27 protein-coding genes are annotated in these 26,618 nt (G+C 69.5%); 9 read left to right on the top strand and 18 right to left on the bottom strand.

Features of this window, described 5'->3' with window-relative positions:
• Nucleotides 1–28: 28 nt before the first annotated feature.
• From ACK4JY_RS06350 to folK, 4 genes are all read right to left on the bottom strand, one after another.
• Nucleotides 29–2,260, bottom strand: coding sequence for a RelA/SpoT family protein (locus ACK4JY_RS06350; protein WP_409603891.1), 2,232 nt, complete (start codon nucleotides 2,258–2,260; stop codon nucleotides 29–31).
• A 62-nt stretch (nucleotides 2,261–2,322) separates the two neighbouring features.
• Nucleotides 2,323–2,682 carry a DNA-directed RNA polymerase subunit omega gene (gene rpoZ, locus ACK4JY_RS06355; RefSeq protein ID WP_409603892.1) on the bottom strand — a complete coding sequence of 120 codons (360 nt, stop codon included), beginning with the start codon at nucleotides 2,680–2,682 and terminating at the stop codon, nucleotides 2,323–2,325.
• 85 nt (nucleotides 2,683–2,767) lie between these two features.
• The gene (locus ACK4JY_RS06360; protein ID WP_409603894.1) at nucleotides 2,768–3,199 is read right to left on the bottom strand and encodes a cupin domain-containing protein; all 432 of its coding nucleotides are present in this window, start codon (nucleotides 3,197–3,199) and stop codon (nucleotides 2,768–2,770) included.
• Nucleotides 3,199–3,768: a 2-amino-4-hydroxy-6-hydroxymethyldihydropteridine diphosphokinase gene (gene folK / locus ACK4JY_RS06365; protein ID WP_409603896.1), complete on the bottom strand. Its 570-nt coding sequence runs from the start codon at nucleotides 3,766–3,768 to the stop codon at nucleotides 3,199–3,201. Before folK ends, ACK4JY_RS06360 begins: the two co-directional genes overlap by 1 nt.
• Here folK and ACK4JY_RS06370 point away from each other — a divergent pair.
• The 3 genes from ACK4JY_RS06370 (at nucleotide 3,767) to ACK4JY_RS06380 (ending at nucleotide 5,491) form a co-directional block, all read left to right on the top strand.
• Nucleotides 3,767–4,303 carry an NYN domain-containing protein gene (locus ACK4JY_RS06370; RefSeq protein WP_409603898.1) on the top strand — a complete coding sequence of 179 codons (537 nt, stop codon included), beginning with the start codon at nucleotides 3,767–3,769 and terminating at the stop codon, nucleotides 4,301–4,303. The genes folK and ACK4JY_RS06370 overlap by 2 nt on opposite strands.
• A 206-nt stretch (nucleotides 4,304–4,509) precedes the next feature.
• Nucleotides 4,510–5,157 (top strand): uracil-DNA glycosylase, encoded by a 648-nt coding sequence (locus ACK4JY_RS06375; RefSeq protein ID WP_409603900.1) that lies wholly within the window; start codon nucleotides 4,510–4,512, stop codon nucleotides 5,155–5,157.
• 205 nt (nucleotides 5,158–5,362) lie between these two features.
• Nucleotides 5,363–5,491 carry a hypothetical protein gene (locus tag ACK4JY_RS06380; protein ID WP_409603902.1) on the top strand — a complete coding sequence of 43 codons (129 nt, stop codon included), beginning with the start codon at nucleotides 5,363–5,365 and terminating at the stop codon, nucleotides 5,489–5,491.
• Here ACK4JY_RS06380 and ACK4JY_RS06385 read toward each other — a convergent pair.
• The 3 genes from ACK4JY_RS06385 to dapA form a co-directional block, all read right to left on the bottom strand.
• Complete coding sequence (locus ACK4JY_RS06385) at nucleotides 5,488–5,907, bottom strand: hypothetical protein (protein ID WP_409603903.1); 420 nt, start codon at nucleotides 5,905–5,907, stop codon at nucleotides 5,488–5,490. The genes ACK4JY_RS06380 and ACK4JY_RS06385 overlap by 4 nt on opposite strands.
• A gap of 374 nt (nucleotides 5,908–6,281) precedes the next feature.
• Nucleotides 6,282–6,752 (bottom strand): SsrA-binding protein SmpB, encoded by a 471-nt coding sequence (gene smpB / locus ACK4JY_RS06390; RefSeq protein WP_409603905.1) that lies wholly within the window; start codon nucleotides 6,750–6,752, stop codon nucleotides 6,282–6,284.
• A gap of 159 nt (nucleotides 6,753–6,911) precedes the next feature.
• Nucleotides 6,912–7,796, bottom strand: a complete 885-nt coding sequence (gene dapA, locus ACK4JY_RS06395) for a 4-hydroxy-tetrahydrodipicolinate synthase (protein ID WP_409603906.1) — start codon at nucleotides 7,794–7,796, stop codon at nucleotides 6,912–6,914.
• A 113-nt stretch (nucleotides 7,797–7,909) separates the two neighbouring features.
• Between dapA and ACK4JY_RS06400 the strand changes: the two genes are divergently transcribed.
• The gene (locus tag ACK4JY_RS06400) at nucleotides 7,910–9,946 is read left to right on the top strand and encodes a transglycosylase SLT domain-containing protein (protein WP_409603908.1); all 2,037 of its coding nucleotides are present in this window, start codon (nucleotides 7,910–7,912) and stop codon (nucleotides 9,944–9,946) included.
• Here the strand turns inward: ACK4JY_RS06400 and ACK4JY_RS06405 are convergent.
• The 4 genes from ACK4JY_RS06405 to ACK4JY_RS06420 are packed head-to-tail and all read right to left on the bottom strand — an operon-like array spanning nucleotide 9,934 to nucleotide 13,128.
• On the bottom strand, nucleotides 9,934–10,707 hold the full coding sequence (locus tag ACK4JY_RS06405) for an ABC transporter ATP-binding protein (RefSeq protein ID WP_409603910.1): 774 nt from the start codon (nucleotides 10,705–10,707) through the stop codon (nucleotides 9,934–9,936). The two genes, ACK4JY_RS06400 and ACK4JY_RS06405, sit on opposite strands and share 13 nt — an antisense overlap.
• The gene (locus tag ACK4JY_RS06410) at nucleotides 10,704–11,699 is read right to left on the bottom strand and encodes a FecCD family ABC transporter permease (RefSeq protein ID WP_409603912.1); all 996 of its coding nucleotides are present in this window, start codon (nucleotides 11,697–11,699) and stop codon (nucleotides 10,704–10,706) included. Before ACK4JY_RS06410 ends, ACK4JY_RS06405 begins: the two co-directional genes overlap by 4 nt.
• Nucleotides 11,696–12,499 carry an ABC transporter substrate-binding protein gene (locus tag ACK4JY_RS06415; protein ID WP_409603914.1) on the bottom strand — a complete coding sequence of 268 codons (804 nt, stop codon included), beginning with the start codon at nucleotides 12,497–12,499 and terminating at the stop codon, nucleotides 11,696–11,698. Before ACK4JY_RS06415 ends, ACK4JY_RS06410 begins: the two co-directional genes overlap by 4 nt.
• Nucleotides 12,496–13,128: a TetR/AcrR family transcriptional regulator gene (locus tag ACK4JY_RS06420; RefSeq protein ID WP_409603916.1), complete on the bottom strand. Its 633-nt coding sequence runs from the start codon at nucleotides 13,126–13,128 to the stop codon at nucleotides 12,496–12,498. Before ACK4JY_RS06420 ends, ACK4JY_RS06415 begins: the two co-directional genes overlap by 4 nt.
• 145 nt (nucleotides 13,129–13,273) lie before the next feature.
• On the opposite strand from ACK4JY_RS06420, the gene ACK4JY_RS06425 reads away from it, so the two are divergent.
• The 3 genes from ACK4JY_RS06425 to ACK4JY_RS06435 are packed head-to-tail and all read left to right on the top strand — an operon-like array spanning nucleotide 13,274 to nucleotide 16,384.
• Nucleotides 13,274–14,728, top strand: coding sequence for a glycosyltransferase family 2 protein (locus ACK4JY_RS06425; protein ID WP_409603918.1), 1,455 nt, complete (start codon nucleotides 13,274–13,276; stop codon nucleotides 14,726–14,728).
• Entirely contained in the window at nucleotides 14,700–15,590 is an 891-nt protein-coding gene (locus tag ACK4JY_RS06430) for a class I SAM-dependent methyltransferase (RefSeq protein ID WP_409603920.1), read from the top strand. Before ACK4JY_RS06425 ends, ACK4JY_RS06430 begins: the two co-directional genes overlap by 29 nt.
• Nucleotides 15,587–16,384, top strand: a complete 798-nt coding sequence (locus ACK4JY_RS06435; protein WP_409603922.1) for a TrmH family RNA methyltransferase — start codon at nucleotides 15,587–15,589, stop codon at nucleotides 16,382–16,384. The genes ACK4JY_RS06430 and ACK4JY_RS06435 overlap by 4 nt, the downstream gene beginning before the upstream one ends.
• Before the next feature lie 7 nt (nucleotides 16,385–16,391).
• Here ACK4JY_RS06435 and ACK4JY_RS06440 read toward each other — a convergent pair whose 3' ends face one another.
• Together ACK4JY_RS06440 and dnaE are read right to left on the bottom strand one after the other, a co-directional pair.
• The gene (locus ACK4JY_RS06440) at nucleotides 16,392–16,748 is read right to left on the bottom strand and encodes a GFA family protein (RefSeq protein WP_409603923.1); all 357 of its coding nucleotides are present in this window, start codon (nucleotides 16,746–16,748) and stop codon (nucleotides 16,392–16,394) included.
• Nucleotides 16,748–20,203, bottom strand: a complete 3,456-nt coding sequence (dnaE, locus tag ACK4JY_RS06445) for a DNA polymerase III subunit alpha (protein ID WP_409603925.1) — start codon at nucleotides 20,201–20,203, stop codon at nucleotides 16,748–16,750. Before dnaE ends, ACK4JY_RS06440 begins: the two co-directional genes overlap by 1 nt.
• 493 nt (nucleotides 20,204–20,696) lie before the next feature.
• Between dnaE and msrA the strand changes: the two genes are divergently transcribed.
• Nucleotides 20,697–21,308 carry a peptide-methionine (S)-S-oxide reductase MsrA gene (msrA, locus tag ACK4JY_RS06450; protein ID WP_409603927.1) on the top strand — a complete coding sequence of 204 codons (612 nt, stop codon included), beginning with the start codon at nucleotides 20,697–20,699 and terminating at the stop codon, nucleotides 21,306–21,308.
• Between the two features lie 106 nt (nucleotides 21,309–21,414).
• Nucleotides 21,415–21,531: a hypothetical protein gene (locus tag ACK4JY_RS06455; RefSeq protein WP_409603928.1), complete on the top strand. Its 117-nt coding sequence runs from the start codon at nucleotides 21,415–21,417 to the stop codon at nucleotides 21,529–21,531.
• Nucleotides 21,532–21,600: 69 nt separating this feature from the next.
• Here ACK4JY_RS06455 and ACK4JY_RS06460 read toward each other — a convergent pair whose 3' ends face one another.
• The 5 genes from ACK4JY_RS06460 to proS are packed head-to-tail and all read right to left on the bottom strand — an operon-like array spanning nucleotide 21,601 to nucleotide 26,579.
• Nucleotides 21,601–22,776 carry a glycosyltransferase gene (locus tag ACK4JY_RS06460; protein ID WP_409603930.1) on the bottom strand — a complete coding sequence of 392 codons (1,176 nt, stop codon included), beginning with the start codon at nucleotides 22,774–22,776 and terminating at the stop codon, nucleotides 21,601–21,603.
• Nucleotides 22,777–22,821: 45 nt separating this feature from the next.
• Nucleotides 22,822–23,241, bottom strand: coding sequence for a hypothetical protein (locus ACK4JY_RS06465; RefSeq protein WP_409603932.1), 420 nt, complete (start codon nucleotides 23,239–23,241; stop codon nucleotides 22,822–22,824).
• A 20-nt stretch (nucleotides 23,242–23,261) separates the two neighbouring features.
• Complete coding sequence (locus ACK4JY_RS06470; RefSeq protein ID WP_409603934.1) at nucleotides 23,262–23,969, bottom strand: ABC transporter ATP-binding protein; 708 nt, start codon at nucleotides 23,967–23,969, stop codon at nucleotides 23,262–23,264.
• Complete coding sequence (locus ACK4JY_RS06475) at nucleotides 23,962–25,266, bottom strand: lipoprotein-releasing ABC transporter permease subunit (protein WP_409603936.1); 1,305 nt, start codon at nucleotides 25,264–25,266, stop codon at nucleotides 23,962–23,964. Before ACK4JY_RS06475 ends, ACK4JY_RS06470 begins: the two co-directional genes overlap by 8 nt.
• A complete protein-coding gene (gene proS / locus ACK4JY_RS06480) occupies nucleotides 25,263–26,579 on the bottom strand; it encodes a proline--tRNA ligase (RefSeq protein WP_409603937.1) in 1,317 nt (438 codons plus the stop codon). Before proS ends, ACK4JY_RS06475 begins: the two co-directional genes overlap by 4 nt.
• Nucleotides 26,580–26,618: the final 39 nt, after the last annotated feature.

Consider the following 26,618-nt stretch of genomic DNA (forward strand, 5'->3'; position numbering starts at 1 on the left):
TGGGCCGAATTGCCGGGCCCGTCCGCGCTCACCCGCGCGCCCGCTCGACCGTGTCGACCGAGGGATTGGTGCGCAGCGCCGCCATGATCGCCGTGGCGTGTTTGGCGTCCTCGACCTCCATGTCGATGTCGACGTCGAAGAAGTCCTGCTGCCGGTGGCTCATCACCAGATTGAGGATGTTGCCGCCGGCCTCGCCGATGATCGTCGCCACCTGACCCAGCACACCCGGCGCATTCTTGATCGTGGCCCGGACGCGCGCCGCGGCAACGGCCCCCTGCTCCGCCTGCGGCGTCCATTGCAGGTCCTGCCAGACCGAATCGTCGTCGGCGAACTCGGCCAGCCGCTGGCAGTCGATGGTGTGCACCGTCAGCCCCGCCTCGGGCTCCAGAATGCCGACGATCCGGTCGCCCGGCACCGGCGAGCAGCAGTGGCCGAAATGCACGCTGACGCCGGGCGTCAGCCCGCCGCCGCGCACGAACAGCCGCGCGTGCTCGTCGCCGATCCGCTTGCGGTCCGGCCCCGCCTTGAGCCGCCCCTTCAGCGCCGGGAACAGGATCTCGGCGATCCGCGCCGCCGACAGCCGGCCGCGACCGATCGCTTCATACAGGTCGTCGTCGCTGGCGAAGCCCAGCTGCTCCAGCACCGGACGAAGCGTCAGCTCGACGTCCGTCTTGCCGGCCCGTGTCAGGGTCTGGTCGAGGGTGGCGCGGCCCAGTTTCTGGAACTCGCCCCGCTCGGAGGTGCGGATATGCCGGCGGATGGCCGACCGCGCCCGCCCCGTCACCGTCAGCGAGCGCCAGTCGACCGGGATCTCGCGCTTGGCCCCGCGCACGATCTCGACCACGTCGCCGTTCTGCAGCTGGGTTCGCATCGGCTTCAGCTCGCCGTTGATCTTGGCTCCCACCGCCGTGTCGCCCACCTCGGTGTGGACGGCGTAGGCGAAGTCCAGCGGCATGCCGCCGCGCGGCAGGGTGATCAGCGCCCCCTTCGGCGTGAACACGAACACCTGGTCGAGATACATCTCCAGCTTGGCGTGCTCGACCCAGTCCTCGCCGCCCTCGCCATGTTCGATGACCTGCACCAGGTGGCGCAGGTTCTGCAGCGGGTCGCGCCCGCCGTCCCGCTCCATGGCCTCCTTGTCGAAGCCGTACGACTTGTTCTTGTAGGCCCAGTGCGCCGCCACCCCGTCCTCGGCCACCCGGTCCATGGCGTCGGTGCGGATCTGCATCTCGATACGGAGCCCCGACGGCCCGACGACCGTGGTGTGCAGCGAGCGGTAGTTGTTCGACTTTGGCGTCGAGATGAAGTCCTTGAACCGCTCCGGCACCATCGGCCACGCCCGGTGGATCACGCCCAGGGCGCGGTAGCAGTCGTCCTCGGCCTCGACGATGACGCGGAAGCCGTAGATGTCCGACAGGGACGAGAAGCCGACCGACTTGCGCTGCAGCTTGCGCCAGATCGAATAGGGCGTCTTCTGCCGGCCGAACACGTGGGCGTGCACCCCCGCCTCCTCCAGCACCCGCTCGACCTCGCGCGAGACGCCGTCGATGGCCCGGCCATGCTCCAGCTTCAGCGCTTCCAGCCGCCGCTCGATGGCGGTGCGGGCGGTCGGGTTCAGATGCTCGAACGCCAGCTCTTCCAGCTCTGAGGCGATCGAATGGATGCCGATCGACCGGCCCAGCGGGGCATAGACTTCCAGCGTCTCGCGGCTGATCCGCTCGCGCTTCTCCGGCTTGACGTATTTCAGCGTCCGCATGTTGTGCAGACGGTCCGCCAGCTTGACCAGCAGGACGCGCACGTCCTTTGAAATGGCGAGGATGAATTTGCGCAGGTTCTCGGCCTGGCGCGTGTGTTCGGCCTGCAGCTCCAGCCGCGACAGCTTGGTCACCCCCTCGACGAGCGAGGCGACCTCCTCGCCGAACATGACGGCGATGTCGTCCCGGGTCGCCGAGGTGTCTTCGACGACGTCGTGCAGCAGGGCGGTGACGATGGTCGCCGTGTCCAGCCGGTAGTCGGTCAGGATGCCGGCCACCTGGATCGGATGGGCGAAATAGGGATCGCCCGAGGCCCGCAGCTGCGAGCCGTGCATCTTCATCGCATAGACATAGGCGCGGTTCAGCAGCGCCTCGTCGGCCGTCGGATCATAGGCCCGGACCGCCTCGACCAGCTCGAATTGCCGCAGCACCCGGGCCCTGGAGGGCTCGGGCGCGTCGACGGGAGGTCGATCGACCTCCGGTTCATTGAGATTGGCAGCTTTCAAAGGCGGCGCGGGCGGCGAGGTCCGCGCCGGCAGGATGGTGATACCGTTGGCGGGATCCGCCGTCAGTAGCGTTCCTCCTGGCCGCCGTCGCGGTCGCTTTGCAGCGCGCGGATCAGCTCGGCCTCGGCCATGTTCATGTGCTGCGGCTCGGCCAGCAGGGCGACGACCTCGGCCTCGTCCTCGGCTTCGGTGCGCTCATCCACCCGTTGCAGGGTGACGACGATGGCTTCTTCCAGATCATCCGGCACGACGGTCGAATCGGCGAGTTCGCGCAGGGCCACGACCGGGTTCTTGTCGTTGTCGCGATCGATCGTCAGGGCGGCGCCGTTGGCGATGGAGCGGGCGCGGTGACCGGCCAGCAGAACCAGACCGAAACGGTTCGGCACCTTCTCGATGCAGTCTTCGACAGTGACGCGGGCCATGAAATTCCTCGAGCGCGGGGGAGAACCGCACAAAATATAGGGTTGAACGCCATTGTGCAACGCCGCATGGGCGGGAATGAGGCGATCAGGGCGTCCGCGCGGCCAGCGGATAGGCGATGATCAACACCAGATCGGCCTCCCCGGTCTGCCTGATGCCGACGACATTGCCATCGTACAGATAGGCCGCGTCGCCGGTCGACATCGACGTGACGACCCCGTCCGCCGTCAGCTCGCCTGCCCCGGACAGCACATAGTAGACCTCGTCGTGGGCGATGGGGTGCAGGCCGATCGTGGCGCCGGGATGCAGCACCCGCTTGCGAAACTCCATCGACCGGTTCGGGGCGGCGTCGGAAATCCGGAAGGCGGTGCTCATGCCCTCGCCATTGTGCGGCGGCGGCTGGCGCACCATCACCTCGGCCTCACGCACGATCACGGGCGTACCCGCCGGTGGGGAGGCCGGGGCGGGATGACGCTCCTGCGGCGCCAAAAGCGACAGGGCGGTGAGCAAAATCAGCATCAGGCGGCTCCGCTATTCGTATGCGCGTCTTTCGCCACGGTCGCGCGTCGGTCAAGGTCCCGGGCGGTCTCGCCGTTCTCGGGATGGACCCACTCCGGCGCGATCTCCGCCAGCGGGCCCATGACGAATTTCCGCTCCGCCGCCCGCGGGTGCGGCAGTATCAGGCCGTCGAGGTCGCCGCTCAGCCGGCCATAAGCGATCAGATCGAGGTCCAGCGTCCGCGGCCCGTTCCGCTCGCCGCGCCGCCGTCCGAAGGCCTCCTCGATCCGACCCAGCGCCGCCATCAGGGCGTGCGGGTCGTGCGCCGTGCGGACCATGACCACGCCGTTGAGGAAGGGCGGGTCCGTCGGGTCGGGCCAGGCATCGGACCGCCACCACGACGACCGCATCACCACATCGATCCCTTCCGGGCGGAAGCGCGCCAGCGCCGCCTCCAGCGCCTCGCGGCAGTCGCGCCACGCCCCCTTGTCATTGCAACCGAGGGCGACGATGACGGCTTCGTCCAGATCGACGGCGCCGTCTGGTTCGACGGCGACCGGGACGTCCATATTGTCGGGACCGATTTCCATGACGCCTTATCCGACCGAGCGCACCGCCCTGTTCATCGACGGGGCCAATCTCTATTCCGCCGCCAAATCGCTGAACGCCGATCTCGACTTCAGCAAGCTGCTGGAGATGTATCGGTCGAACGGCGTTCTGGTTCGCGCCCACTATTACACGGCGGTGATCGAGGGCGAAGAGTTCTCGCCGATCAAGCCGCTGGTCGACTGGCTCGCCTACAACGGCTTCAGCGTCGTGACCAAGCCGGTCAAGCGCTTCACCGACGCCCAGGGCCATTCGCGGACCAAGGGCAATATGGACATCGAGATCGCCGTCGACATGCTGGAGTTGGCGCCGCACCTCGATCACATGGTGCTGTTCAGCGGCGACGGCGACTTCCGCCGCGCGGTCCAGGCGGTCCAGACCAGGGGCGTCCGCGTCACCGTGGTCTCGACGGTCAAGAGCCAGCCGCCCATGATCGCCGACGAACTCAGGCGTCAGGCCGACGCCTTCGTCGAACTTCAGGACCTGCTGCCGGAGATCGGACGGGCGCGGGCAACGTGATCCCTCTCCCGCTGGGAGAGGGCTTGAGCCTCCGGGAGCGAAGCGATCGGCAAGGCGAAAGGGTGAGGGTCGCTCGCCTGCATTCGGCGAAGCCGTGTCGCCAAGCGGAGCCGCGGCTCACGCCGACTGCACTTCGACCCTCTTCCGACGGGGCTCCGCCCCGCCACCTTCTCCCATCGGGAGAAGGAATCGTGGAAGCTGTCCGCATGACCCCCTCCCCCTACCCGCCCGAAGCCCCGCGCGACTGCCCGCTCTGCCCCCGTCTCGTCGAATACCGGCTCGAGAACACGCGCCAGAACCCCGGCTGGTGGAACGGCGCCGCCCCCTCCTTCGGCGATCCGGACGCCCGGCTGCTGGTCGCCGGCCTCGCGCCCGGCCGCACCGGGGCCAATCGCACCGGCCGCCCGTTTACCGGCGACCACGCCGGGTGGCTGCTCTACGAAACCCTGCAGAAGGTCGGCTTCGCGCGCGGCCGCTACGACCCGGATGGCGAGGACGACCTCGAACTGGTCGACTGCATGATCACCAACGCCGTCCGCTGCGCCCCGCCTGGCAACAAGCCCCTGCCGGTCGAGGAGGCGACCTGCCGGCCCTTCCTCCAGTCGCGGCTCGCCGCCCTGCCCCGGCTCAAGGTCATCGTCACCCTCGGCGACGTGTCGCGGCGCAATGTGTTGAAGACCCTCGGCAGGCCGGCCAGCGCCATGCCGGCCGGGCACGGGTCCGAAGCCGTCGTCGGTCCCTACGTCCTGCTCAACAGCTACCACTGCTCGCGCCTGAACACGAATACGGGCCGGCTGACCGCGGCGATGTTCGAGGACGTCTTCCGCCGCGCCCGGACCTTGATTGAGGCCTGATCGAACCGCCTCCCGGTTCGCCCACTGTGCTTCCCGCGCAACGCGAATCAGCGGTCGTCGACCAGAGGCCGCGGGGGCAGGAACAGCGTCACAGAACCCGCGTTGAACAGCCGGGATCCGGGAGGTTTCGATGCAAGGCCAGTCGCGTAGCGCATTCACCCATCAGGAGCGGAAAGTCGCCCTGTGGACCCTGTTGGCCGCGGTCTTGATCGCGGCGACGGGCCTGGTGGTCCAGCAATGGACCCGGCCCTCGCTCGGCCCGTGGAGCGGCGACCAGACCGTCGCGACCCTGCCCGACGTGCTCGACGCCCAGCCGATCGCCCGCGCCTCCTAGTCTTCGGCTGCCGCTGACGCCGGCGCCTGCTCGCGCTCGATGAGGGCCCTCAGACCATTCTGTATGTCGCGGCGGTCCTCGGCCTCGAACACCCGGACCCGCGTGGCGTTCATCGCGGCGGCCGAGGTTATCTGATCCTCGGTCGCGAAGATGAAATGCCCGTTGTATGCCCCCGTCGTCGGGCGTCCCTCCATCATGCGGGCCCCCTCCAGCTGAGCCGCGCAGCTTTCGAGGTTAGGGACATCCCGGGCCATGACCCGGAACTCGGGCTCCTCGTGCCCGGTATCGATCATTCGCCAGCAGAGACCGGCCCCCGACGGCGCCGCCGGTTGCGGGGAGCAGGCCGCCATGGCTGTCAGAAGGATCGCCGCCATCCCCTTCGCAAGGTCGACGGCCGGTTCGCGTTCGAGGACCATGACAGCCGCCTCCAGACATAGTCAGGGTTGCAAGGGAGGGGCGAAACCCTCCGGCGAGTCAACAGGGGACGCCAGTGGCGTCTCCTCCCCACGCGGTGGGGAGGAGACTCTGCTGACAATCCGCCGCCCGCCATCGTAATTCCGGCGACAGACGGCAAAGATTTCAACCACCTGCGAAAAACCCAGCGTCAACAACCCGCCACAGGAGCGCCCCGGCCTATACTGCCGGCGCTTCGCCCGGGTCTTTGACAATCGCATCCCACGCCGGCCGCTTCAGGCCGAACGATCCGGACGATGTGGACTATCTGGACGGTGTTTCCGCGATTCTACCCGGGTAATAACCCCGGAGCCCCTCCCCGCGTCCGCTCCCCGTGCTAGCCGCGGTCCTTCATCAGCCGCGCCTTGTCGCGCTGCCAGTCGCGCTGCGCCGTGGCCTCGCGCTTGTCGTGCAGCTTCTTGCCCTTGGCCAGGGCGATCTCGATCTTCGCCTTGCCGGCCTCGTTCAGGTACAGCCTGACCGGGATGATGGTCTGGCCGTCGCGCTGGACGGCGCCGATGAATTTGTCGATCTGCTTGCGGTGCAGCAGCAGCTTCCGGTGCCGGCGCGGCTCGTGGTTGAAGCGGTTGGCCTGTTTGTAGGGCGGGATGTCGGCGTTCACGAGCACGATCTCGCGCCCCTCCACCGCCGCATAGCTCTCGGCGATATTGGCCCGGCCGTCGCGCAGCGCCTTGATCTCGGTGCCCAGCAGCTGGATCCCGGCCTCGGTGTAGTCCTCGAGGAAATAGTCGAACTTCGCCCGGCGGTTCTCGGCGATGATCTTGGTCTTGGGTTTCTCGGCGGCCATTCCCGCCCTCCTACACGCTCCGCGCGCCGACGCGAAGCCGCCGCGTCCGGAGACATGCGATCTGACGCGCCGACCGGGTCCGCTCGGGTCAACCACAGAGGACGGGCGAAGCGGACTCTAGGGACTCAAGAGACTCAATTTTCCGCTTTCGACCCGGACTTAAACCCCGGCTTCCGCCATCGCCCGGTCGATCTCCGGCTTTACCGCATCGGCCGTCTGAGCCAGCGGCAGCCGCACCTCCTCGGTGCACAGTTGCAGCCGCGTCAGCGCGTATTTGCTCGGCGATGGGGAGTTGTCGAGGAACAGCGCCTTGTGCAGGCCGATCAGCCGGTCCTGCCACTCGCGCGCCGTGGCGAAGTCCCCGGCGGCGGCGGCCTCGTACATCGCCACCATGGCCTCGGGCGCGACATTGGAGGTGACCGAGATCACCCCGACACCGCCGTGCGCCTGATAACCGAGGAAGCTCGGATCATCGCCCGAGATCAGGTCGAACTGCTGGTCGCGGATATGGGCTCGCATCCAGCTGACCCGGCCCATGTCGCCGGTCGCGTCCTTGATGCCGACGATGTTCGGATGCGCCGCCAGCCGCGCCACGGTCTCATTGGCCAGATCGACCCCCGTCCGCCCCGGCACATTGTACAGCAGCACCGGCAGCTGCACCGATTCCGCTATGGCCTCGAAATGCGCCGCCAGCCCCGCTTGCGAGGGCCGGTTGTAATAGGGCGTCACGACAAGGGCGCCGTCGGCCCCCACGGTCTTGGCATGACGAACCAGTTCGATCGCCTTGTCCGTCGCCGAAGACCCCGCCCCGGCGATGACCCGCACCCGCCCGGCCGCGATCTCGACGCACAGCTCCACCACCCGACGGTGCTCGTCCAGATGCAGGGAGGCGCTCTCGCCGGTCGTGCCCATCGGCACGACGCCGTGAACCCCGGCCGCGATCTGGCGTTCCAGCAGGGTCCTGAAGGCGGTTTCGTCCACCTTTCCGTCACGAAGTGGTGTGATCAGGGCGGTGATCACGCCCTTGAACAAAGGGGCGGTCATTGAAACGATGGTCCTGCGTGGGAGATGGGCGAAGTCGCCCGGAAGCGAAGCGCGGGAGGTTAGGTTGCCGGCGACGCCGCCGCAACTCTCACGGAATGGGAATTGGACACGGTATGATCGTCACCAGCCTCGCGGCCGCCCTGGCTCTGCTCGCCCCCGCGCCCGAATCCCTGGTCCCGGCGCAGACACCCTATTCCGCCGTGGCGCCACAGGGGACCCAGGCCCGGACACTGAACGATCAGGACACCGCCCTCTTCCGCCAGGGCCTGACCCAGGCCCGCGCCCGCGACGTTATCGGCGCCCGCGCCACCATGGCGCAGATCAGCGACCCGACGGCCCGCAAGCTGGTCGAATGGGCCCTGCTCGACACCTCGGCGCCGCAACTGCCGTACAGCGACCTCGCCGCCGCCCAGACCGCCTTCGCCGGCTGGCCGCGGGGCGACAGCCGCCGCGAGGCCGCCGAGCGGGCGCTGGACATGGCCTATGCCGGTCCCGACGCCGCCCTCGCCCTGTTCGCCCGGACCCCGCCGACCACGGCTGAAGGCGCCATCGCCCTGGCCGGAGCCCTCGAGCAGAGCGGCCGCCCCGACGAAGCCCGGGCCCTGATCACCGACTGGTGGCGGAACCGGTCGTTCGAGGAGGCGCTGCAGACCCGCATCCTGACCCGCTGGAGCGGCTGGCTGACCCAGGCCGACCACGAGGCGCGGCTGAACATGCTGCTGCTGGGCCCGCACGGCCCCGCCACCCGGGCCATGTCGCAGTTGGTCTCGCCCGAACGTCGCGCCGTGGCCGAGGCCGCCATGGCCCTGCGCACCGCCTACAGCCCCGACGCGGTCGTCGCCGGCCTGACCCCGGCCCAGGCGATGGACCCGGCCGTAGCGCTGGAGCGCGTGCGCACCCTGCGCGCGCAGAACCGTCAGTCCGAAGGCTTCGCCCTGCTTGCCGCCCTGCCCCCGGCGCCCTCGCACAGCGAGGGCCAGAACACCCTGTGGAGCGAGCGTCGCAACTATTTCCTCGACGCCCTCGAACGCCGCAACTGGCGCGCCGCCTATGACTCCATGGCCGGCCACGGCTTCCCCTCGGGCGAGCGCAAGGTCGACGCGGAATTCTTCGCCGGCTGGGTCGCCCTGACCAAGCTCAACGACCCCGCACGCGCCGCGACCCATTTCGAAATCCTGCGCCAGTCCTCCTCGACGCCGATCACCCAGGGCCGGGCCCTGTACTGGCTTGGCCGCGCCGCCGAGGCGCAGGGCAACACCCCTGCCGCCGTCGAGTTCTACCGGGGCGGCTCCCAGCACATCCAGACCTTCTACGGCCAGCTGGCCGCCGAGAAGGCCGGTATCACCACCCTGACCCTCCCGGGCGACCCCGCCCCGACGGCCGGCGAACGCGCCGCCTTCGAGGCCAATGAGCTGGTCCGCGCCCTGCGCATCCTGGGCGAAACCAACGAGACCAGCCTGTTCCGCGTCTTCGCCTACCAGCTCGACGACGACCTGCCGGGCGCCCCGGACCTGGCCCAGCTGATGGACCTGTCACGCGCCTATGGCGAAGGCTTCACCGCCATGATGGTCGGCCGCGCCGCCAGCCAGCGCGGCTTCCTGATGCCCGAGCGGCAGTATCCGATCCGGATTCCGCCCACCGTCGCCGGGGCCGCGCCGCTGGAGTTCACCCTCGCCATCACCCGTCAGGAATCCAGCTTCGATCCGCGCGCCCGGTCCGGCGCCGACGCCCGCGGCATGATGCAGTTCCTGCCCTCGACCGGGGCGATGGTGGCGCGCCAGCTGGGCATGCCCTGGTCGGCCGAAAGCCTGTGGGACCCCGACTACAACATGACCCTGGGCAGCTTCCACCTCGGCGACCTGACCAACCGTTTCGGCGGCTCGATGCTGCTGACCACGGTCGGCTACAACGCCGGCCCGGCCCGCCCGCCCCAGTGGATCGCCCGCTGCGGCGACCCGCGCGGCGGCCAGGTTGACCCCGTCGACTTCATCGAATGCACCCCCTTCACCGAGACGCGCAACTACATGATGCGGGTGATGGAGAACATGTCGGTCTACAAGGCCCGGCTGAACGGCGGCTCCGCCCCCCTGACCCTGTCGGAGGACCTGCGCCGCGGCGCCGCGGCGGGCCCCCGGCCCTACGCGCCCTGAACCGCCCAAGGCCGACGGCCCGCTGACAGCAGCGGGCCGTCCGGCCCCTCGACCCAGCGCGCCGTCAGGCCGAACACCCGGCTGAGAATATCGGGGTTCAGGGCGTCCATGGGCGCCCCGTTCGCTGCAACTGCCCCATGGTTCAGCACGATCACCCGGTCCGCGAACCGGGCCGCCAGCGGCAGGTCATGCAGGCTCGCCAGCACCGCCTGCCCCGCGCGGGCCCGGCCTCTCAGCCGCTCCAGCACCATCAGTTGGGCCTCCGGATCGAGGCCCGCGACCGGTTCGTCGACCATCAGGGCGGCCGCGTCCGTCGCCAATGCCCGCGCCAACAGGACCCGCGCCCGCTCGCCGCCCGACATCTCGGCCACGCCGCGATCCGCCAGATGCGCCGCTTCGACCTCCGCCAGCGCCTGCCTGGCACGGGCCATAGCGTCATCCGCGGTAAGGAAGGGCGCGCCCAGCGCCGCCACCTCGATCGCCGGCAGGTTCCAGGCGATGCGCCTCTCCTGCGGCAAATAGGCGGCCCGCGCCGCCCGCTCCGGCGCCGACAGCCCCACCGCGTCCTCTCCGCCCAGCACTGCCCGTCCGCCCGACAAGGGCAGCAATCCGGCGAGGGCGCGGATCACGCTCGACTTGCCGGCGCCGTTAGGCCCGACCAGCGCGACCAGCTCGCCCGCCCGGACCGCCAGCGAGACGGCGTCCAGCACTGTCCGGCCGCCCAGCCGGGCCGTCGCGCCCTCCAGCGCCAGGGCGCTCACAGCCGCCACTCCCGCGCCGCCCGCCAGGCGATCAGGGCGAACAACGGCGCCCCGACCAGGGCGGTGAAGACGCCGAGCTTCAGCTCCTGATCCGTCGGCGTCAGCCGCGCCAGCAGGTCGGCCAGCACCAGCATCAGCCCCCCGGCCAGCGCCGACGGCAGCAACAGCCGGGCCGGATCCCCTCGCACGGCCGCCCGCACCAGATGCGGCGCCGCGAGGCCGACGAAGCCGATCACGCCCGCCGCCGCCACGGCCGCCCCCGTCGCCAGCGCCGCCGCAAACAGCGCCAGCAGCCGCAACCGGGCCATCGGCAACCCGGATGTCCGCGCCGTCTCCTCGCCGAGGCTGAGCATCCGCAGACCCGGCGCGGCGACCGTCGCCAACACTGCCGCCAGGGCGACGGCCGGCGTGACCCAGGCCACATCCACCCAGCTGCGGTTCTGCACCGAGCCGAGCAGCCAGCTCATCACCTCGGCCGAGGCGATCGGCGACGGCGAGAGGTTGAAGATCAGCGCGGTGGCTGCACCGGCGAAACTGGACACCGCCACCCCGAACAGGATCAGGGCCTCCGGAGACCGTACGCGGGCCGAGAACAACACCAGCAGCCCGCCCGCGATCCCGGCCCCAACAAGGGCCGCCAGTTCGACCGTGCCCGGAAACGCGGCCCAACCCAGCACGATGGCCCCTGCCGCCCCGAGCGCCGCCAGCGCCGAGACCCCCAGCACGCCGGGATCGGCCAGCGGATTGCGCAGCAGGCCTTGCATGACGGCGCCCGACAGACCGAGGGCCGCGCCAACCATCAGGGCCGTGACCGCCCGTGGCGCGCGGACCGCCCAAAGCACCTCGGCCGGACCAGATGTCGGATCGGTGAAGGCCGCCCGCCATTGGGACGCGTTGAAAGCGGTTTCGCCCAGCAGCACCGCGCCCACGACCGCTGCGGCGATCAGCAGGACCAGGATGAGCGACAGACGGCCCGCGCCAGCCGCCCTCATCCGCCCGCCCTGAGCATCGCGGCGGCCTCGGCGGCGAACCAGGCCGGACAGGTCAGGCTGGCCGCGGGCAGGCTGGCCGTCACCCTGCCCTTCGCCGCCGCCCGCACGACCGGATGCCGTCCCGGGCCGCGCCAGTCGCCGCGAACCTGATCGAAGAAGCCAAGCACGAACCGCGCCGGCGGAAACAGGGCGATACGCTCGACGCTAACCGGGGCGAAGCCGGGCCCGGCCAGATTGGCCAGCCCGGCGGCCCTGAAAACGGCGTCAACCAGGGTGCCGCGGCCCGCGGTGAACCCGCCAGCGGTGAGGTACAGGGCGGACCGCGGTTTCGACGGGACCAGCGCGGTCTCCCGCAGCCTGCGGTCCATCTGCTCGATCAGGGCCTCGCCGCGCGGGACGGCGTCGAGTTTGAGCGCAGCGGCCCGGATGTTAGCCCGGACGCCGTCAAAATCCGTCGCGTCCTCGATCGTGACGATGCGGGCCCCGCCCGCTTCCAGCCGCGCCAGCATACGGGCGTCGCCACCCCAGTAGCGGAGCACGACATCCGGCCTGAAGCCCACGGCCGCCTCGAGGGTGGGACGGATGCGCTGACGGCCGGCGGCCGCCTCCCGCATCCACGAGTCCGGATCGTCGGCCCGGGGCGAGAGCGCCAGATGAGCATGCGGCGCAAGCGCCAGCGCGTACTGGTCGCCACACTGGTCCAACGACATGACCCGGAGCGGTTCCGCCCGGGCGGGCGCGACCACGGTCAGAAGGATCGCCCCCGCCCCGGCGACCGTTAGCCGCTTGGGACCGATCACGGCTTGAGCAGGCCGGCGAAAAGACCGTCCAGCAGGGTATCGACGAGGGTCTCCCGGGCCACCCAGTCGAAATAGGGTTTGGTGATCACCAGCGACACCACGCCATGGGCCCCCGCCCACAGGGCCTGGGCCGTGGTTGCGGCTTCGCCGCGCAATCGTCCGGCCTCCGCCGCCTCCTCCACGACCGTCTCGAACGAGCGAAACAGCTCCTGACCGAGCTCGCGCGCCGCCGACTGGGGGCCGTCGCGAAGCTCCACGGGGCGGGTCATGTAGACGAGCCGGTAGGCATTGGGATTGGCGAAGCCGAAGGCGATATAGGCGCGCAGCATGCGCCGCAGCCGCGCCTCCGGATCTGACGGGCCCGCCATGACCTCGTCGTTCGCTTCCATCAGGGTCGTGAAGGCCTGGCGACAGATCTCCTGAAGGATTTCGCCCTTCTCGGCAAAATGCATGTAGAGCGCTGTCGAGGAGAGGCCGACCTCATCGGCGATCTTGCGGATCGTGGCGCCTTCATAGCCGTGCTCGACGAAGATGCGTTCGGCGGCGGCCAGAATCTCGGCGCGACGGGCGTGCCCCTCGCCCCTGGGCTTGCGCTGCGATCGCGGATGCTGGACGGCGGGGGCGGTCACGTAAGGCGAAACTCCGAACTCCGAACCCCTGAATAGCGGCTTTCCGGGCGGCGCGCCAACCGCATTGCCGCCGGCGAGCGGGCGCGTTAACCCTTTCAAAATGGAGAGGGTGGGGACCGACGATCTTCCTGGGCGAGACGAGTCCATGCAGCAGGAGCCGCCCCGGGCGAGCAGCGCCCGGTGGCGCGGCCTCTCCGTCTTTCAGTGGCTGGCGACCGCCAGTGCAATCTCTGGCCTGGCAATCCTGGTCTGGCTGCGCCCGGACGCGCTCGGCCCGCTGGCGGTGACCGTCGCGGGGGCGGGCTTCCTGACGGTCTGCTTCTGGCGAATCTTGCTGGTCGCGCTGAGCGGAAGGCGGAGGGATCCGACCGTTCCGTTCGCCACAGGCGAGCTGCCACGCTACACCATCCTTGTCGCCCTCCATGACGAGGCCGAGGTGATGGCTCAGCTTGTGAGCCGGCTGGCCCGTATCGACTACCCTGCCGATCGCCTGCAGGGTCTGCTGATCCTTGAGTCCCATGACCGTCCAACGATCGATGCCGCGCTGGCGGCCGCGCGACCCTCGTGGCTGGATCTCTTCATCGCGCCGCCCGGCCGGCCGCAAACCAAGCCCCGTGCCCTGAACTGCGCCCTGCCTCACGTGACTGGCGAGCTGTTGACCGTCTACGACGCCGAGGACGAACCCGATCCGCTTCAACTGCGCGAGGCTGCCGCGCGGTTCGCCGGGGATACGAGCGGGCGGCTGGCCTGCCTGCAGGCCCCGCTGAGGATACGCACCGGCCATCGACGAACCGACCCCTCCCCCTTCCTCGACCGCCAGTTCGCCGCCGAATACGCCAGCCTGTTCGAGACCGCCCTGCCCGGCATGGCGCGCTTGGGTCTGCCCTTCCCCCTCGGCGGCACCAGCAATCATTTCCGTGTCGACGTGCTGCGGGCGGTCGGCGGCTGGGACGCCTTCAATGTGACGGAGGATGCAGACCTCGGCTTCCGGCTGTGGGACCGGGGCTGGCGTCTGGGGGTGACGAGCCGACCGACGTGGGAGACGCCGCCGGGTCGGGTTTACGACTGGCTGCCGCAAAGGACGCGATGGCTGAAGGGCTATATGCAGACTCTGGGCGTACACACCCGTCGGCCCTGGCGGCTCGGCTTGCGAGGTATGTTTGCCCTGCTGATGACCGTCGGGGCGGGGGTCGCTTCCGCGGTCGCGCACGGGCCTTCGGTGGCCTGGGTCGTGGCGACTGTGCTGGTGGCCGGCGTGGCCGGCTTGCCGCCGCAAACGCCCGCGCCGGCCCTGGCCGTACTGTCGCTCGGAGCCGTCTCGGCCTGGCTTTCGTGCGGCATCGGCGCCCGGCGGGCGGGCGTCCCCTATGGTCCGGCGGACATGATCGCCGCTCCGGCCTATTGGGCGCTGCAAAGCCTCGCCGCCCTGCACGCCGGATGGCGTCTGCTGCGCGAACCGTTCGCCTGGGACAAGACCCGGCACCGACGCGACGAGCCCGCCGCCGAAGGGGCGGGGGTCCCGGCTCACGCCGTGCTGGACGAGACGGCGCGGAACCGCCTATCAGCGAGCCATGCCGCCGCGCCTCAACCCGTCGCCTGAAACCCTCGTCACCCGCGCCTGGGCCGACTACGCCCTGCTGGACAGCGGCGACGGCCGCAAGCTGGAGCGCTACGGGCCCCATACCGTGGTGCGGCCCGAGCCGCAGTGTCTCTGGTCGCCGCGCGATCCGGCCGCCTTTGATGCGGCGGACGCCGTGTTCGATCCCACCGATGAGGACGAGAGCGGGCGCTGGCGCTTCGCCGGAAACCCGATCGACACCTTCCCGCTGGCGTGGCGCGATGTGCGGTTCACCAGCCGGTTCACGCCCTTCCGGCACCTGGCCTTCTTCCCCGAGCAGGCGGCGAACTGGGACTGGCTGGACGGGCGCATCCGGCGGCTGAAGCAGCCGAAGATTCTGAACCTGTTCGGCTACACCGGCGTGGCCAGCCTGGCCTGCGCGGCAGCCGGGGCCGAGGTCACTCACGTCGACGCCTCCAAGAAGTCGGTGGCCTGGGCGCGGGAGAATGCGGAGCTTTCAGGCATGGCCGACCGGCCGATCCGCTGGATCGTCGAGGACGCACGGAAATATGCGGCGCGCGAAGTGCGGCGGGGCGTGAAGTACGACGGGATCATCCTCGATCCGCCAAAATACGGGCGCGGGCCGACGGGCGAGGTGTGGCGGCTGTTCGAGGACCTGCCGGGGCTGTTGAAGGACTGCGCCGCCCTGCTGTCGGACGACGCCTCCTTCCTGTTGCTGAACGCGTATGCGGCGCGGATCTCGGGGCTGTCGCTGGCGCATCTGATGGCCGACGCGACGCATGACCGGGGCGGAGTGATCGACTGGGGCGAGCTGGCGCTGGCCGAGGACGGAGCCGACGGGCGGGCCATCGGGTTGAGCTTCTTCGCGCGGTGGTCGGCGTGACGGACCGGCTGATCACCTCGCTGACCAATGACACGGTCAAGGCCGTGCGGGCGCTGCACATGCGCAAGGAGCGCGAGACGACCGGGCGGTTCCTCGCCGAGGGGCTGAAATTCATCGGCGAGGCGCTGGATCAGGACCGGGCGCCGAAGCTGCTGCTGGTCGGCGAGGAGGCGCGGCCGCATCCGATCCTCGAGCGGGCCCGGGAGGCGACGCGGGCGGCCGGCGGCGAGGTGGTCGTGGTGACCCACGCCATCCTCGAGAAGATCAGCCGAAGGGACAATCCGCAGACGGTGCTGGGGGTGTTCGAGCAGGTCTATACGCCGCTGTCGGCGATCGAGCCGGCCTCGGCGCCGGGCTGGGTGGCGCTGGAGCAGGTGCGGGACCCGGGCAATCTGGGGACCATCATCCGGACGGCGGACGCGGCAGGGTGCGGCGGGGTGGTGCTGATCGGGGACTGCGTCGATCCCTATTCGGTGGAGGCGGTCAGGGCCACCATGGGGTCGGTGTTCGCGGTGGCCATCGCCCGGGCCCCGGCGGCGGAGTTCCTGGCGTGGCGGCAGGGCTGGCCGGGCAGCGTGGTCGGGACCCGGCTGGACGCCTCCGTCGGGTATCGCGAGGCGGCGATTCAGCATCCGGCGCTGATCCTGATGGGCAATGAGCAGGCCGGGCTGACGGACGCCTTGGCGGCGGCGTGCGACGTCAACGTCAAGATCCCGATGCGGGGCCGGGCCGACAGTCTGAACCTGGCGATCGCCACGGGGATCATGGTCTATGCGGTGACCGACGCCGCGTAGTAGCCGCCTAGTAGCTGGCCCCATCAACGCGCTGGGCGGTCCAGCCGAAGGGCTCGATGTCGGTCAGGGCGCGGACATTGATCGCCACCATCTCGGTCCCGTCAGGCCCCGTGCCCCGCGCAAAGGTCTGGACGCCGCACGTGTCGCAGAAGCGGTGCCGGATGTGCTCCTTGTTGAACAGGTATTCGGTCTGCGGGCCGTCGGCCGTCAGGCGAAAGGCGTCGGGCCCCACGAAGCCGAGGACGAAGCCCTTGCGGTAGCAGTGGGAGCAGTTGCACTCGATGAGGCCGTCGAGACCCATGTCGACTTCAAACGCCACCGCGCCGCAATGGCAGGAGCCCTGATGGGTCTTCACCTCGGTCATCACGCATCCTCCAATAGAACCACCCCCGGGGCGGATTTGAGCGCGCCGCGCAGGGCGCCGTCCAGCCGGTAGCGGCCCGGCAGTTTCAGTTCGACCTCGCGGCGGCCGTCGAGCGAGGCGACCAGCGAGACCTCCCCGCCCTTGCCTTCGGCCCGGGCGCGGTCGAGCCGGGCCTTGAGCGCCTCCGGATCGGCGGATTTGGACGAGACGTGGATGCGCAGGCCCATCTGGCCATCGTCGATCAGCGTGTCGAGCCGGCTGGCGTCATCGCCGAAGAAGCGGACCTCGCCGTCGGCCGACTTGGCGCGGACGCGGACCATGATCGAGGCCCCGACCTCCAGCACCTCGCGGCATTTGCGCAGCTGTTCGGGCGGGAACAGGCATTCGAACTCGCCGGTCGGGTCGGAGAAGGTGACGAAGGCGAACTTCTCGCCGGTGCGGGCGCTGGCCCGCTCCTGACGGCGGCGGACGACCCCGGCCATCAGGAAGGCCTCGTGGCCGCTCTCGGCCAGGGCGGTGGCCTCGGCGACAAAGGTGACGCGCTTGCGCTTCAGCGCCGGGGCCATGTCCTCCAGGGGGTGGCCGGACAGGTAGAAGCCCACCGCGGCCAGTTCCTGATCCAGCTTCTCGGGCCCGACCCACGGCTCGACCGGGCGCAGGCGCGGCCGGCCGGCGCCGACCTGATCGCCGCCGAACAGGCTCACCTGGGAAGAGGCGCGCTCGGCGGCGACGCTCTGGCAATAGGCCATCAGGGTGTCGGCCTGTTCGACCAGCTGGCGGCGGTTGGTGTGGAAGCTGTCGAAGGCGCCGGCGCGGGCGAGGTTCTCAAGCGCCCGCTTGTTGACGCTGCGCGGATCGACGCGTTCGAGAAAGTCGAAGATGTCGGTGAACCGGCCGCCGGTCTCACGCACCTCGACGAGATGTTTCATCGCCTCGAGGCCGACGTTGCGGATGGCGCCGAGGGCGTAGAGGACGGCCCCGACGCCGTCGTCATACGCCACATCGAAATCGGCCGAGGAGCGGTTCACGTCGGGCGACTTGATCGGCACCTCGAAGCGGCGACAATCCTGATAGAAGACAGCCAGTTTGTCGGTATTGCTGAGATCCAGCGACATCGACGCGGCCATGAATTCGACGGGGTGGTTGGCCTTAAGCCAGCCGGTCTGGAAGGAGATCAGGGCATAGGCGGCGGCGTGCGACTTGTTGAAGCCGTAGCCGGCGAATTTGGCCACCAGATCGAAGATGCCGCCGGACTGTTCTTCCGACACGCCCTTTTCCGAGGCGCCCTTGATGAAGCGCGCCCGCTGGAAATCCATCTCCTCCTTCTTCTTCTTACCCATGGCGCGGCGAAGAAGATCGGCCTCGCCGAGGCTGTAGCCGGCCAGGACCTGGGCGATCTTCATCACCTGCTCCTGGTAGATGATGACGCCATAGGTCTCGGTCAGCACCTCGGTCAGCGAGGGGTGGAGGTAGTCGACCTCCTGGCGGCCGAATTTGCGATCGATATAGGTGTCGATCATCTCCATCGGCCCGGGGCGGTAGAGGGAGATCAGGGCGGTGATCTCCTCGATCGAGCCGCAGCGCATCTTGCGCAGGGTGTCGCGCATGCCCTGGGATTCCAGCTGGAACACGCCGACAGTCTGACCCGAGGCCATCAGTTCATAGGTGCGGGCGTCGTCGAGCGGCAGGCCGTTCCAGTCGGGGGCGACGCCGCGGCGCTCCAGATACTGGCGGGCGCGGTCCAGCACCGTCAGGGTCTTGAGGCCGAGGAAGTCGAACTTGACCAGGCCGGCGGCCTCGACCCATTTCATGTTGAACTGGCTGGCCGGAATGGTCGAGCGCGGGTCCTGGTAGAGGGGCGCCAGCTCGATCAGCGGGCGGTCGCCGATGACGATGCCGGCGGCGTGGGTCGAGGCGTTGCGGTACAGCCCCTCCAGCTCCAGCGCCGTCTCCAGCAGGGCGGCGACATTGGCGTCGCTGTCCCGCGCCTCCTTCAGCCGCGGCTCCAGCTCGATGGCCTGGGCGAGAGTGACGGGGTTGGCGGGGTTGGCCGGCACCATCTTGGCGAGGCGGTCGACCTGGCCGAGCGGCATCTGCAGCACCCGGCCGACGTCGCGCAGCACGGCCCGCGCCTGCAGGGTGCCGAAGGTGATGATCTGGGCCACCCGGTCCTTGCCGTAGCGGTCCTGGACATAGTCGATCACCTCTTCCCGCCGCTCCTGGCAGAAGTCGATGTCGAAGTCGGGCATGGAGACCCGTTCCGGATTGAGGAAGCGCTCGAACAGCAGGCCGAAGCGCAACGGGTCGAGATCGGTGATGGTCAGGGCCCAGGCGACCAGCGAGCCGGCCCCGGAGCCGCGCCCCGGACCCACGGGGATGCCGTGGGTCTTGGCCCATTTGATGAAGTCCGACACGATCAGGAAATAGCCGGGGAAGCCCATCTGCTGGATGATGCCGACCTCCCATTCAAGGCGGGTCCAGTACTCTTCCTCGGGCGCGGCGGGGGTGACGGCGCGCAGCCGCTCCTTCAGTCCCTCGCGGGCCTGATGCATCAGCTCGTCGGGCTCGGAGCGACCGGCGCCGGCGTCGAAGCGCGGCAGGATGGGCGCGCGGGTCGGGGCGAGGAAGGCGCACCGGCGGGCGATGTCGAGGGTGGCGTCGCAGGCCTCGGGCAGGTCGGCGAACAGCTGGCGCATGGCCGGAGCGGTCTTGAACCAGTGCTCGCCGGTGATGCGGCGGCGGTCCTCCTGACCGGTGAAGGCCCCGTCGGCGATGCACAGCAGGGCGTCGTGGCTCTTGGCCTGGGCGGCGCGGGCGTAGTGGACGTCGTTGGTGGCGACCAGCGGCGTGTCGTGGGCATAGGCCCAGTCGACGAGGCCGCGCTCGGCCTGCTGTTCCGAGGCGAGGCCGTGGCGCTGGAGCTCGACGTAGAAGCGGTCGCCGAAGGCTGCGCGCATCTCTTCGAGGGCGGCGGCGGCCTCGGCCGGCTTGCCCTGGACGAACAGGGGGTCGACCGGGCCGTCGGGGCCGCCCGAGAGCAGGATCAGGCCCTCGGAGCGTTCGGCCACCATGGTCCAGGGCACGCTGGGCTCATCCATCGAACCGGCGTCGAGGAAGGCCGAGGACGACAGGGCCGACAGGTTGAGCCAGCCGGCCTGGTTCTGGACCAGCACGACCACGGTCGGGACCCTGGCCCAACGCTCGTTGATCTTGCCGCCGATGCCGGTGACCGGCAGGGCGCAGGCGATCAGCGGCTGGACCCCCGCCCCTTTCGCCGCCTCGCTGAACTCCAGCGCCCCGAACAGATTGGCCCGGTCCGCGACACCCACCGCCGGCATGCCGGCGTCGGCGGCCAGCAGCGGGACCTTGCCGGCCTTGATCGCGCCTTCCAGCAGCGAATAGGCCGAGCGGACCCGCAGGTGGATGAAGCCCTGGCTGTTCAGCGTGTCGGTCAAACCGGATCCTGTTCCTTCGCCGATGCGTGAGCGCTTGTTCTGGACCGAGTCTCACATCGCGGGCGACCGGGACACCGGAAAGCGGCCCGGAGGGCGACGGTAACGGGGGCCGTCTGTGGATAGCCGCCGGTCCGGCCTCGTCCAGCGCCGAACGGTTTTACCCGGGTAAAACCCGAAAAACACCGTCCAGATAGTCCACACCGTCCGGACCGTCCGGATCAGGCCCTTGGTCGAACACCCCTCAGGCCGCCGTGGTCAGCAGCGCCGCCTGCCACATGACCCAGACGAAACCGCTGCACGACGCCAGCGACAAAGTATCCCGAACCCAACGCGCCATGATCGTCCTCCCGGTGAAGCGTGTTCCGGTAATGTTCTATGTTCCTTGTTCGTTCCAGTCAAGGGGCCCCGCGATGATCCGCCAAGGGGATGCGGGCGTAGAAGGCGGCGCCTATGTGCGAGGAGGCCCTTTCTCGCCGTCCGCCGGAGCCGTCCCATGCCCCGCCCCCTGCTCGCCCTCGTCGCCCTGCTGGCCGCCTGTTCGCCGGCGCCGCCCGCGCCGGCCGAACCACCGCCTCCGCCCGGGAGCCAGACGGCGGTGTTCGCCGGCGGCTGTTTCTGGTCGTCCGAGAAGGCGTTCGAAAACGTGCGCGGCGTCAGCTCCGTCGTTTCCGGCTTCGCCGGCGGGACCGAGGCCAATCCTGACTATATGGACGTGGTGCGCGGCCGCACCGGCCACCGCGAGGCGGTGCGGGTGACCTTCGACCCGCAGGTAGTCAGCTATCGCGCCCTGGTCGACCGCTTCTGGCGCACCATCGATCCGACCGATCCGAACGGGGTGTTCTGCGACCAGGGCCCGTCGTACCGGACCGCCGTGTTCGCCACCGCCGGCCAGGCGGAGGCGGCCAACGCCTCGCGCTCGGCGGCCGAGGCGGCGCTGGGCCGGCGCTTCGTCACGCCGGTGCGGGCCGCGTCCCGCTTCTGGCCCGCCGGGGCCGAGCATCAGGACTATGCGGAGCGGAATCCGGGTCGGTACGAAGCTTACCGCGTCGGCTGCCGCCGCACCGAGAGCTTGCGTCGGGTGTGGGGCCAGGCGGCGGTGACCTGAGCGGTTCGCGACAGTTTGAGCGGACGAGGGGCGCGGAGCGCTGTAGGATGACCTCGCGCCGCCGATCCCCCGCCCTTCCGGCGGGCCGCGACGCGGGATGACTGTCATGGCCAAGGGTCAAGTGAAGAGCAACAAGGAAGTCCGCAAGCCGAAGGCCGAAAAGGCCAAGCCGGCGGTGTCGGTCGGAACCTCGCCGTTCACCCAGGTTCCGGGCAAGAAATAGGGTTCTCTCGTCGGAGGGCGGAATGCAGGCCCTGTTGGCCTGAGCCGACCCTCCGCCGGGCAGATCCGGCTAGGGCGCCGGGCAGGCCTCGGCCGCGGCGAAGATGATCGGAAGACGGGCGTCCCAGGTGTGGTCGCGCAGGGCCTTGGCCTTGCCCCGCTGGACCATCGGATAGGCCTCCTCGGGATGGTCGATCAGGCGCCGCAGACGGTCGAGACCGGCCGGCAAATCCATCCAGCGGAACATGGCGATGTCCTCGCCATCCTCGAACACCCGCTCGTAGTAGCGGCTGGTGTCGGTGAAGGGCAGCGCGCCGGACAGCAGGATGGTGAAGGGCCGCTCGTGCGAGCCGCCGCCGAAATTGCCGTTGTTGTTGAGGACCACCCGGCTCTGGCGCATCAGCTCCACCACCTTGGGCATGGGCTGGGGTCCGAGATATGTGACGTTCTTGAAGCGGTACAGCTGGTCCTTCCAGTTGTCGCCGCAGATGGTCACCGGCAGGCCGGTCTTGGCCAGGGCCTTGACGAAGGCGAAGCGTCGCGTGGTCCGCACGACCGTGTCGATGTGCCGGCAGGCCGTGCGGGAGCCGGCGTTGGCGGGATCCGACAGATCGATGCCGGCGTCGGCCAGCACGCGATCAAGGATCTCGTGCGGCGGGGCCCATTCGACATTGAGCGCGTGGTCGAGCGCCGTTTCGAACAGCTTCTGGACCTTGCGCGGCGATTGCTTCCACGGGATGTCGGGCCGGTGGCAGGTGCCTGACCAGAGCAGCGGAATGGGCCGCGCCGCATAGGCGTCGAGGTCCGCGTCGTCCGGCGCGGGCTCGCAGGCGGCCGGGTGGGGGAAGAAGGTGATGTTGGGATGGCGCGCGGCGCCGAAGACGCTGTGGACCCCCTCGATCTGGGTAGGATCGACCATCAGCAGGGCCGTCTCGGCCGCCGTCCGCACCAGCCGCTCCGTATGGTTGAAGACATAGTCGGTGTGCCACAGCACGTGGGGGGCGCGAAACAGGCCGGCGAGTGTGCGTTGTTCCGAGCGGAACTCGCCGAGGATGTTGATGGTGAAGACGAGATCGGGCCGATATTGACGCGCCAGCTCCTCGATCCGCTCCCGCAGGTCGGCCGCCACGGTCAGGTCGTCGACCACGACCTCATGCCCGGCGCGCCGCATGGCGTCCGCCGCCAGATCGGCGAACGTGCGGGTGCCCTCGTACTGGGACTGCCCCTTCATGATCAGGATCAGCATGAATCCCGCGTATCAGCGGCGCCCGATTCGTCAAAGCCGCAGCGGTCAGGGCGCTGGAAAGCCGAAGATTTGTTCGAAGGTTTCCGTCTTCGGCAACGGCGCAGATCCTCCGAGGCCATCCTCTGTCGCCGAGCCCAGCCCCAATCCCTCTCCCTCCGCCGGCCCGAACGGTATGCATTCGGCGGCGGTGTAGTAGGGCTGGGCGATCATGGCCCGGTTGAACCTCGAAGCGAACGCCAGTTCGCGCCCCGCGGTCGCCGGGTCCCGGTCCGCTTCCAGAATTTGGACAGGAAACCCGAGCGGTTCGCACTGGACGCCCACGACGCCGTATAACGGGCCGTCCATGACGAGGGGACTATAGCCGATCAGGCGCTGATCCCCGACCTCGAGCCTCTGCCCCGCCAGGACGTCGGGGTCGTGGGGGTCGGGGTCGGCGCAGCCGACGAGCGCGACGCCGAACGCCATGCTCGTCAACGCCCGACGCATCAGTAGGCGTGGCTCTCGGCCGGGCGCTCTTCCAGATGGCCGTCCTTGAGGGCGAAGACGCGGTCCATGTGACCGGCCAGCTCCATGTTGTGGGTGGCGATCAGGGCGGCGACGCCGGTGTCCTTGACGAGGCGGTGCAGGGCCTCGAACACCGTGTGGCTGGTGGCGGGGTCGAGGTTGCCTGTGGGCTCGTCGGCCAGCAGCAGGCGCGGCCGGTTGGCGAGGGCGCGGGCGACGGCGACGCGCTGTTGCTCGCCGCCCGACAGCTGGGCCGGCTGGTGGGTCAGGCGTTCGCCGAGGCCGAGGGCGGTGAGCACTTCGGCGGCGCGGGCGCGGGCGTCGGTCTGGTTCACCCCGGCGATGCGCAGCGGCAGGGCGACGTTGTCGCGGGCGTCGAACTCGGCCAGCAGGTGGTGGAACTGGTAGACGAAGCCGATGCTGGCGAGGCGGATGTGGGTGCGGGCGCGCTCGGGCAGGCCGCCGACGTCCTGGCCGTCGATGCGGACTTCGCCGGAGGTCGGCCGCTCCAGCAGGCCGGCAGCGTGCAGCAGGCTGGACTTGCCGGAGCCGGACGGGCCGATCAGGCCGACCACCTCGCCCGGCATGACGTCGAGGTCGACGCCCTTGAGCACGGTCAGGCCGCCGGTGGCAGTGTCATAGGTGCGGGTCACGCCGCGGACGGAGAGAACGGGGATGGCGCTACTCATAGCGGAGGGCCTCCACGGGATCCATTTTGGCGGCGCGCCACGACGGCAGCAGGCTGGCGACGCAGGACATGAAGACCGACCACAGGGTGACCCAGACGACGTCCATCGGATCGACCTCGGCCGGGATGGAGTCGAGCATGTAGACGTCTCCCGGGAAGAGGGAGGTCTGGAACACCCATTCGAGGAAATCCTGGATGGCGCCGATGTTGAGGCAGAACAGCAGGCCGAGAACGAGACCGGTGATCGTGCCGGCGATGCCGATGGTGGCGCCGGAGATGAAGAAGACGCGCAGCATCGACGCCTGGCTGGCCCCGACGGTGCGCAGGATGGCGATGTCGCGGGTCTTGTTCTTCACCAGCATGACGATGCCGGAGATGATGTTCAGTGCGGCGATGGCGACGACGAGGCCGAGGATGATGCTCATGGCCACCCGCTCGACCTTGAGCGCGCCCCAGAAGGCGGCCATGCGGTCGCGCCAGTCGCTGACGATGGCACCGGGGCCGGCCGCCTCGCGGACCGGAGCCAGCAGGGTCTCGACGCGGTCGGGCTCGTCGACCTTGAGCTCGATGACGTCCCAGACGCCTTCCTTGGCGAAGAACAGCTGGGCCTGCTCCAGCGGCATGAAGATGTAGGCGCGGTCGAAGTCGACGGCGCCCGAGGTGAACAGGCCGCCGACGCGATAGGTCTTCTCCAGCCCGCCCAGATTGCCCAGGGCGCTGTCGGCGCCGGTCGGGGAATAGAGGGTGATGGGATCGCCGATGCGCAGGCCCATGCCCTCGGCGAGAGCCTTGCCGATCAGGATGTTATCGCCGCCGTAGGCGCCCTGGCCGAAGCTGCGGCGCGCCTCCGCCGTCAGGCTGCCGGAGACATAGGCCATGGAGCCGAGGTCTTGCGGACGGATGCCGCGGACCATGGCCCCGGTGGTGACGCCGGCGGCGCGGACGATGCTCTGGCTCTCGACCAGGGGGGTGACGCTGGCGACGCCGGGGACGCGGGCGATGCGCGCCACCGTGGCGTCGCGGGACGGATCGTTGAGCACCTGGCCCTGGACGTACATATGGCCGTTGAACGACAGCATGCGGTCGAGCAGCTCGTTCCTGAAGCCGGCCATGATGCTCATGACGACGATCAGGGCCATGACCGCCAGGGCGATGGCGACATAGGAGATGATGGCGATCAGGGCGATGCCGCCCTCGCGCCGCCGGGCCCGCAGATAGCGCAGGGCGAGGCCGAACTCCCAGGCGGAGAAGGGGCCGGCGGGTTTGACGGGCTTGGCCGTCGCGGTCGCGTCGGTCATGCGGTCAGCCTCGCCATCGCCTCGTCGAGCGGGACCGAGACCTTTTCACCGGTGGCGCGGCGCTTGAGCTCGACGACGCCGTCGGCGAGGCCCTTGGGTCCGATGGTCAGCTGCCACGGAATGCCGATCAGGTCGGCGGTGGCGAATTTGCCGCCGGGCCGTTCGTCGGTGTCGTCGTAGAGGACGTCCCTGCCGGCCGCCTCGAGTTTGGCGACGGCGTCCTCGCAGGCGGCGCAGACGGCCTCGTCGCCGACGCGCAGATTGATGACGACGACGTCGAACGGGGCCACGGCGTCGGGCCAGATGATGCCGGCCTCATCGTGGCCAGCCTCGATGATGGCGCCCAGCAGACGCGACACGCCGACGCCGTAGGAGCCCATGTGGACCTCGGCGTCCTTGCCGTCGGGACCGGCGACCTTCGCCTTCATCGGGGCGGAATATTTGGTGCCGAAATAGAAGATGTGGCCGACCTCGATGCCGCGGGCCGACAGGCGGTCGCCCTCGGCCGTCTCGCTCTCGAAGCGGGCGGCGTCGTGCATTTCCTCCGTCGCGGCGTAAAGCGCGGTTCGCTGATCAACGATTGATTGCAGGTCGTCCCAGTCCACGTCGCCGCCGGGGACCGGCATCTCGACCAGCTTGCGGTCGCAGAAGACGGCGCTCTCGCCCGTATCGGCCAGGACGATGAACTCATGGCTCAGATCGCCGCCGATCGGGCCGGTGTCGGCGCGCATCGGCACGGCCTTCAGACCCATGCGGGCGAAGGTGTTGAGATAGGCGACGAACATGCGGTTGTAGGATTTGCGCGCGGCGGCCTCGTCGATGTCGAAGCTGTAGGCGTCCTTCATCAGGAATTCGCGGCCACGCATGACGCCGAAGCGCGGGCGCCGCTCGTCGCGGAATTTCCACTGGATGTGGAAGAGGTTGAGCGGCAGGGCCTTGTAGCTCTTCACATAGCCGCGGAAGATGTCGGTGATCATCTCCTCGTTGGTCGGGCCGTACAGCAGCTCGCGCTCGTGCCGGTCGGTGATGCGCAGCATCTCGGGGCCATAGGCGTCGTAGCGGCCGGACTCGCGCCACAGGTCGGCGAGCTGGAGGGTGGGCATCAGCAGTTCGACGGCCCCGGCCCGGACCTGTTCCTCGCGCACGATCTGCTCGATCTTGCGCAGCACCCGCAGGCCCAGCGGCAGCCAGGCGTAGATGCCGGCGGCCTCCTGCTTGATCAGGCCGGCGCGCAGCATCAGCTGGTGCGAGACGATCTGGGCGTCGGAAGGCGCCTCTTTCAGCGTGGGCAGGAAATAGCGCGACAGGCGCATGGGCGGAATCCGGAGACAGAGGTGGGCCAACCGCTTTAG

The organism is Brevundimonas sp., from assembly GCF_046295595.1.
Classification (GTDB): Bacteria; Pseudomonadota; Alphaproteobacteria; order Caulobacterales; family Caulobacteraceae; genus Brevundimonas.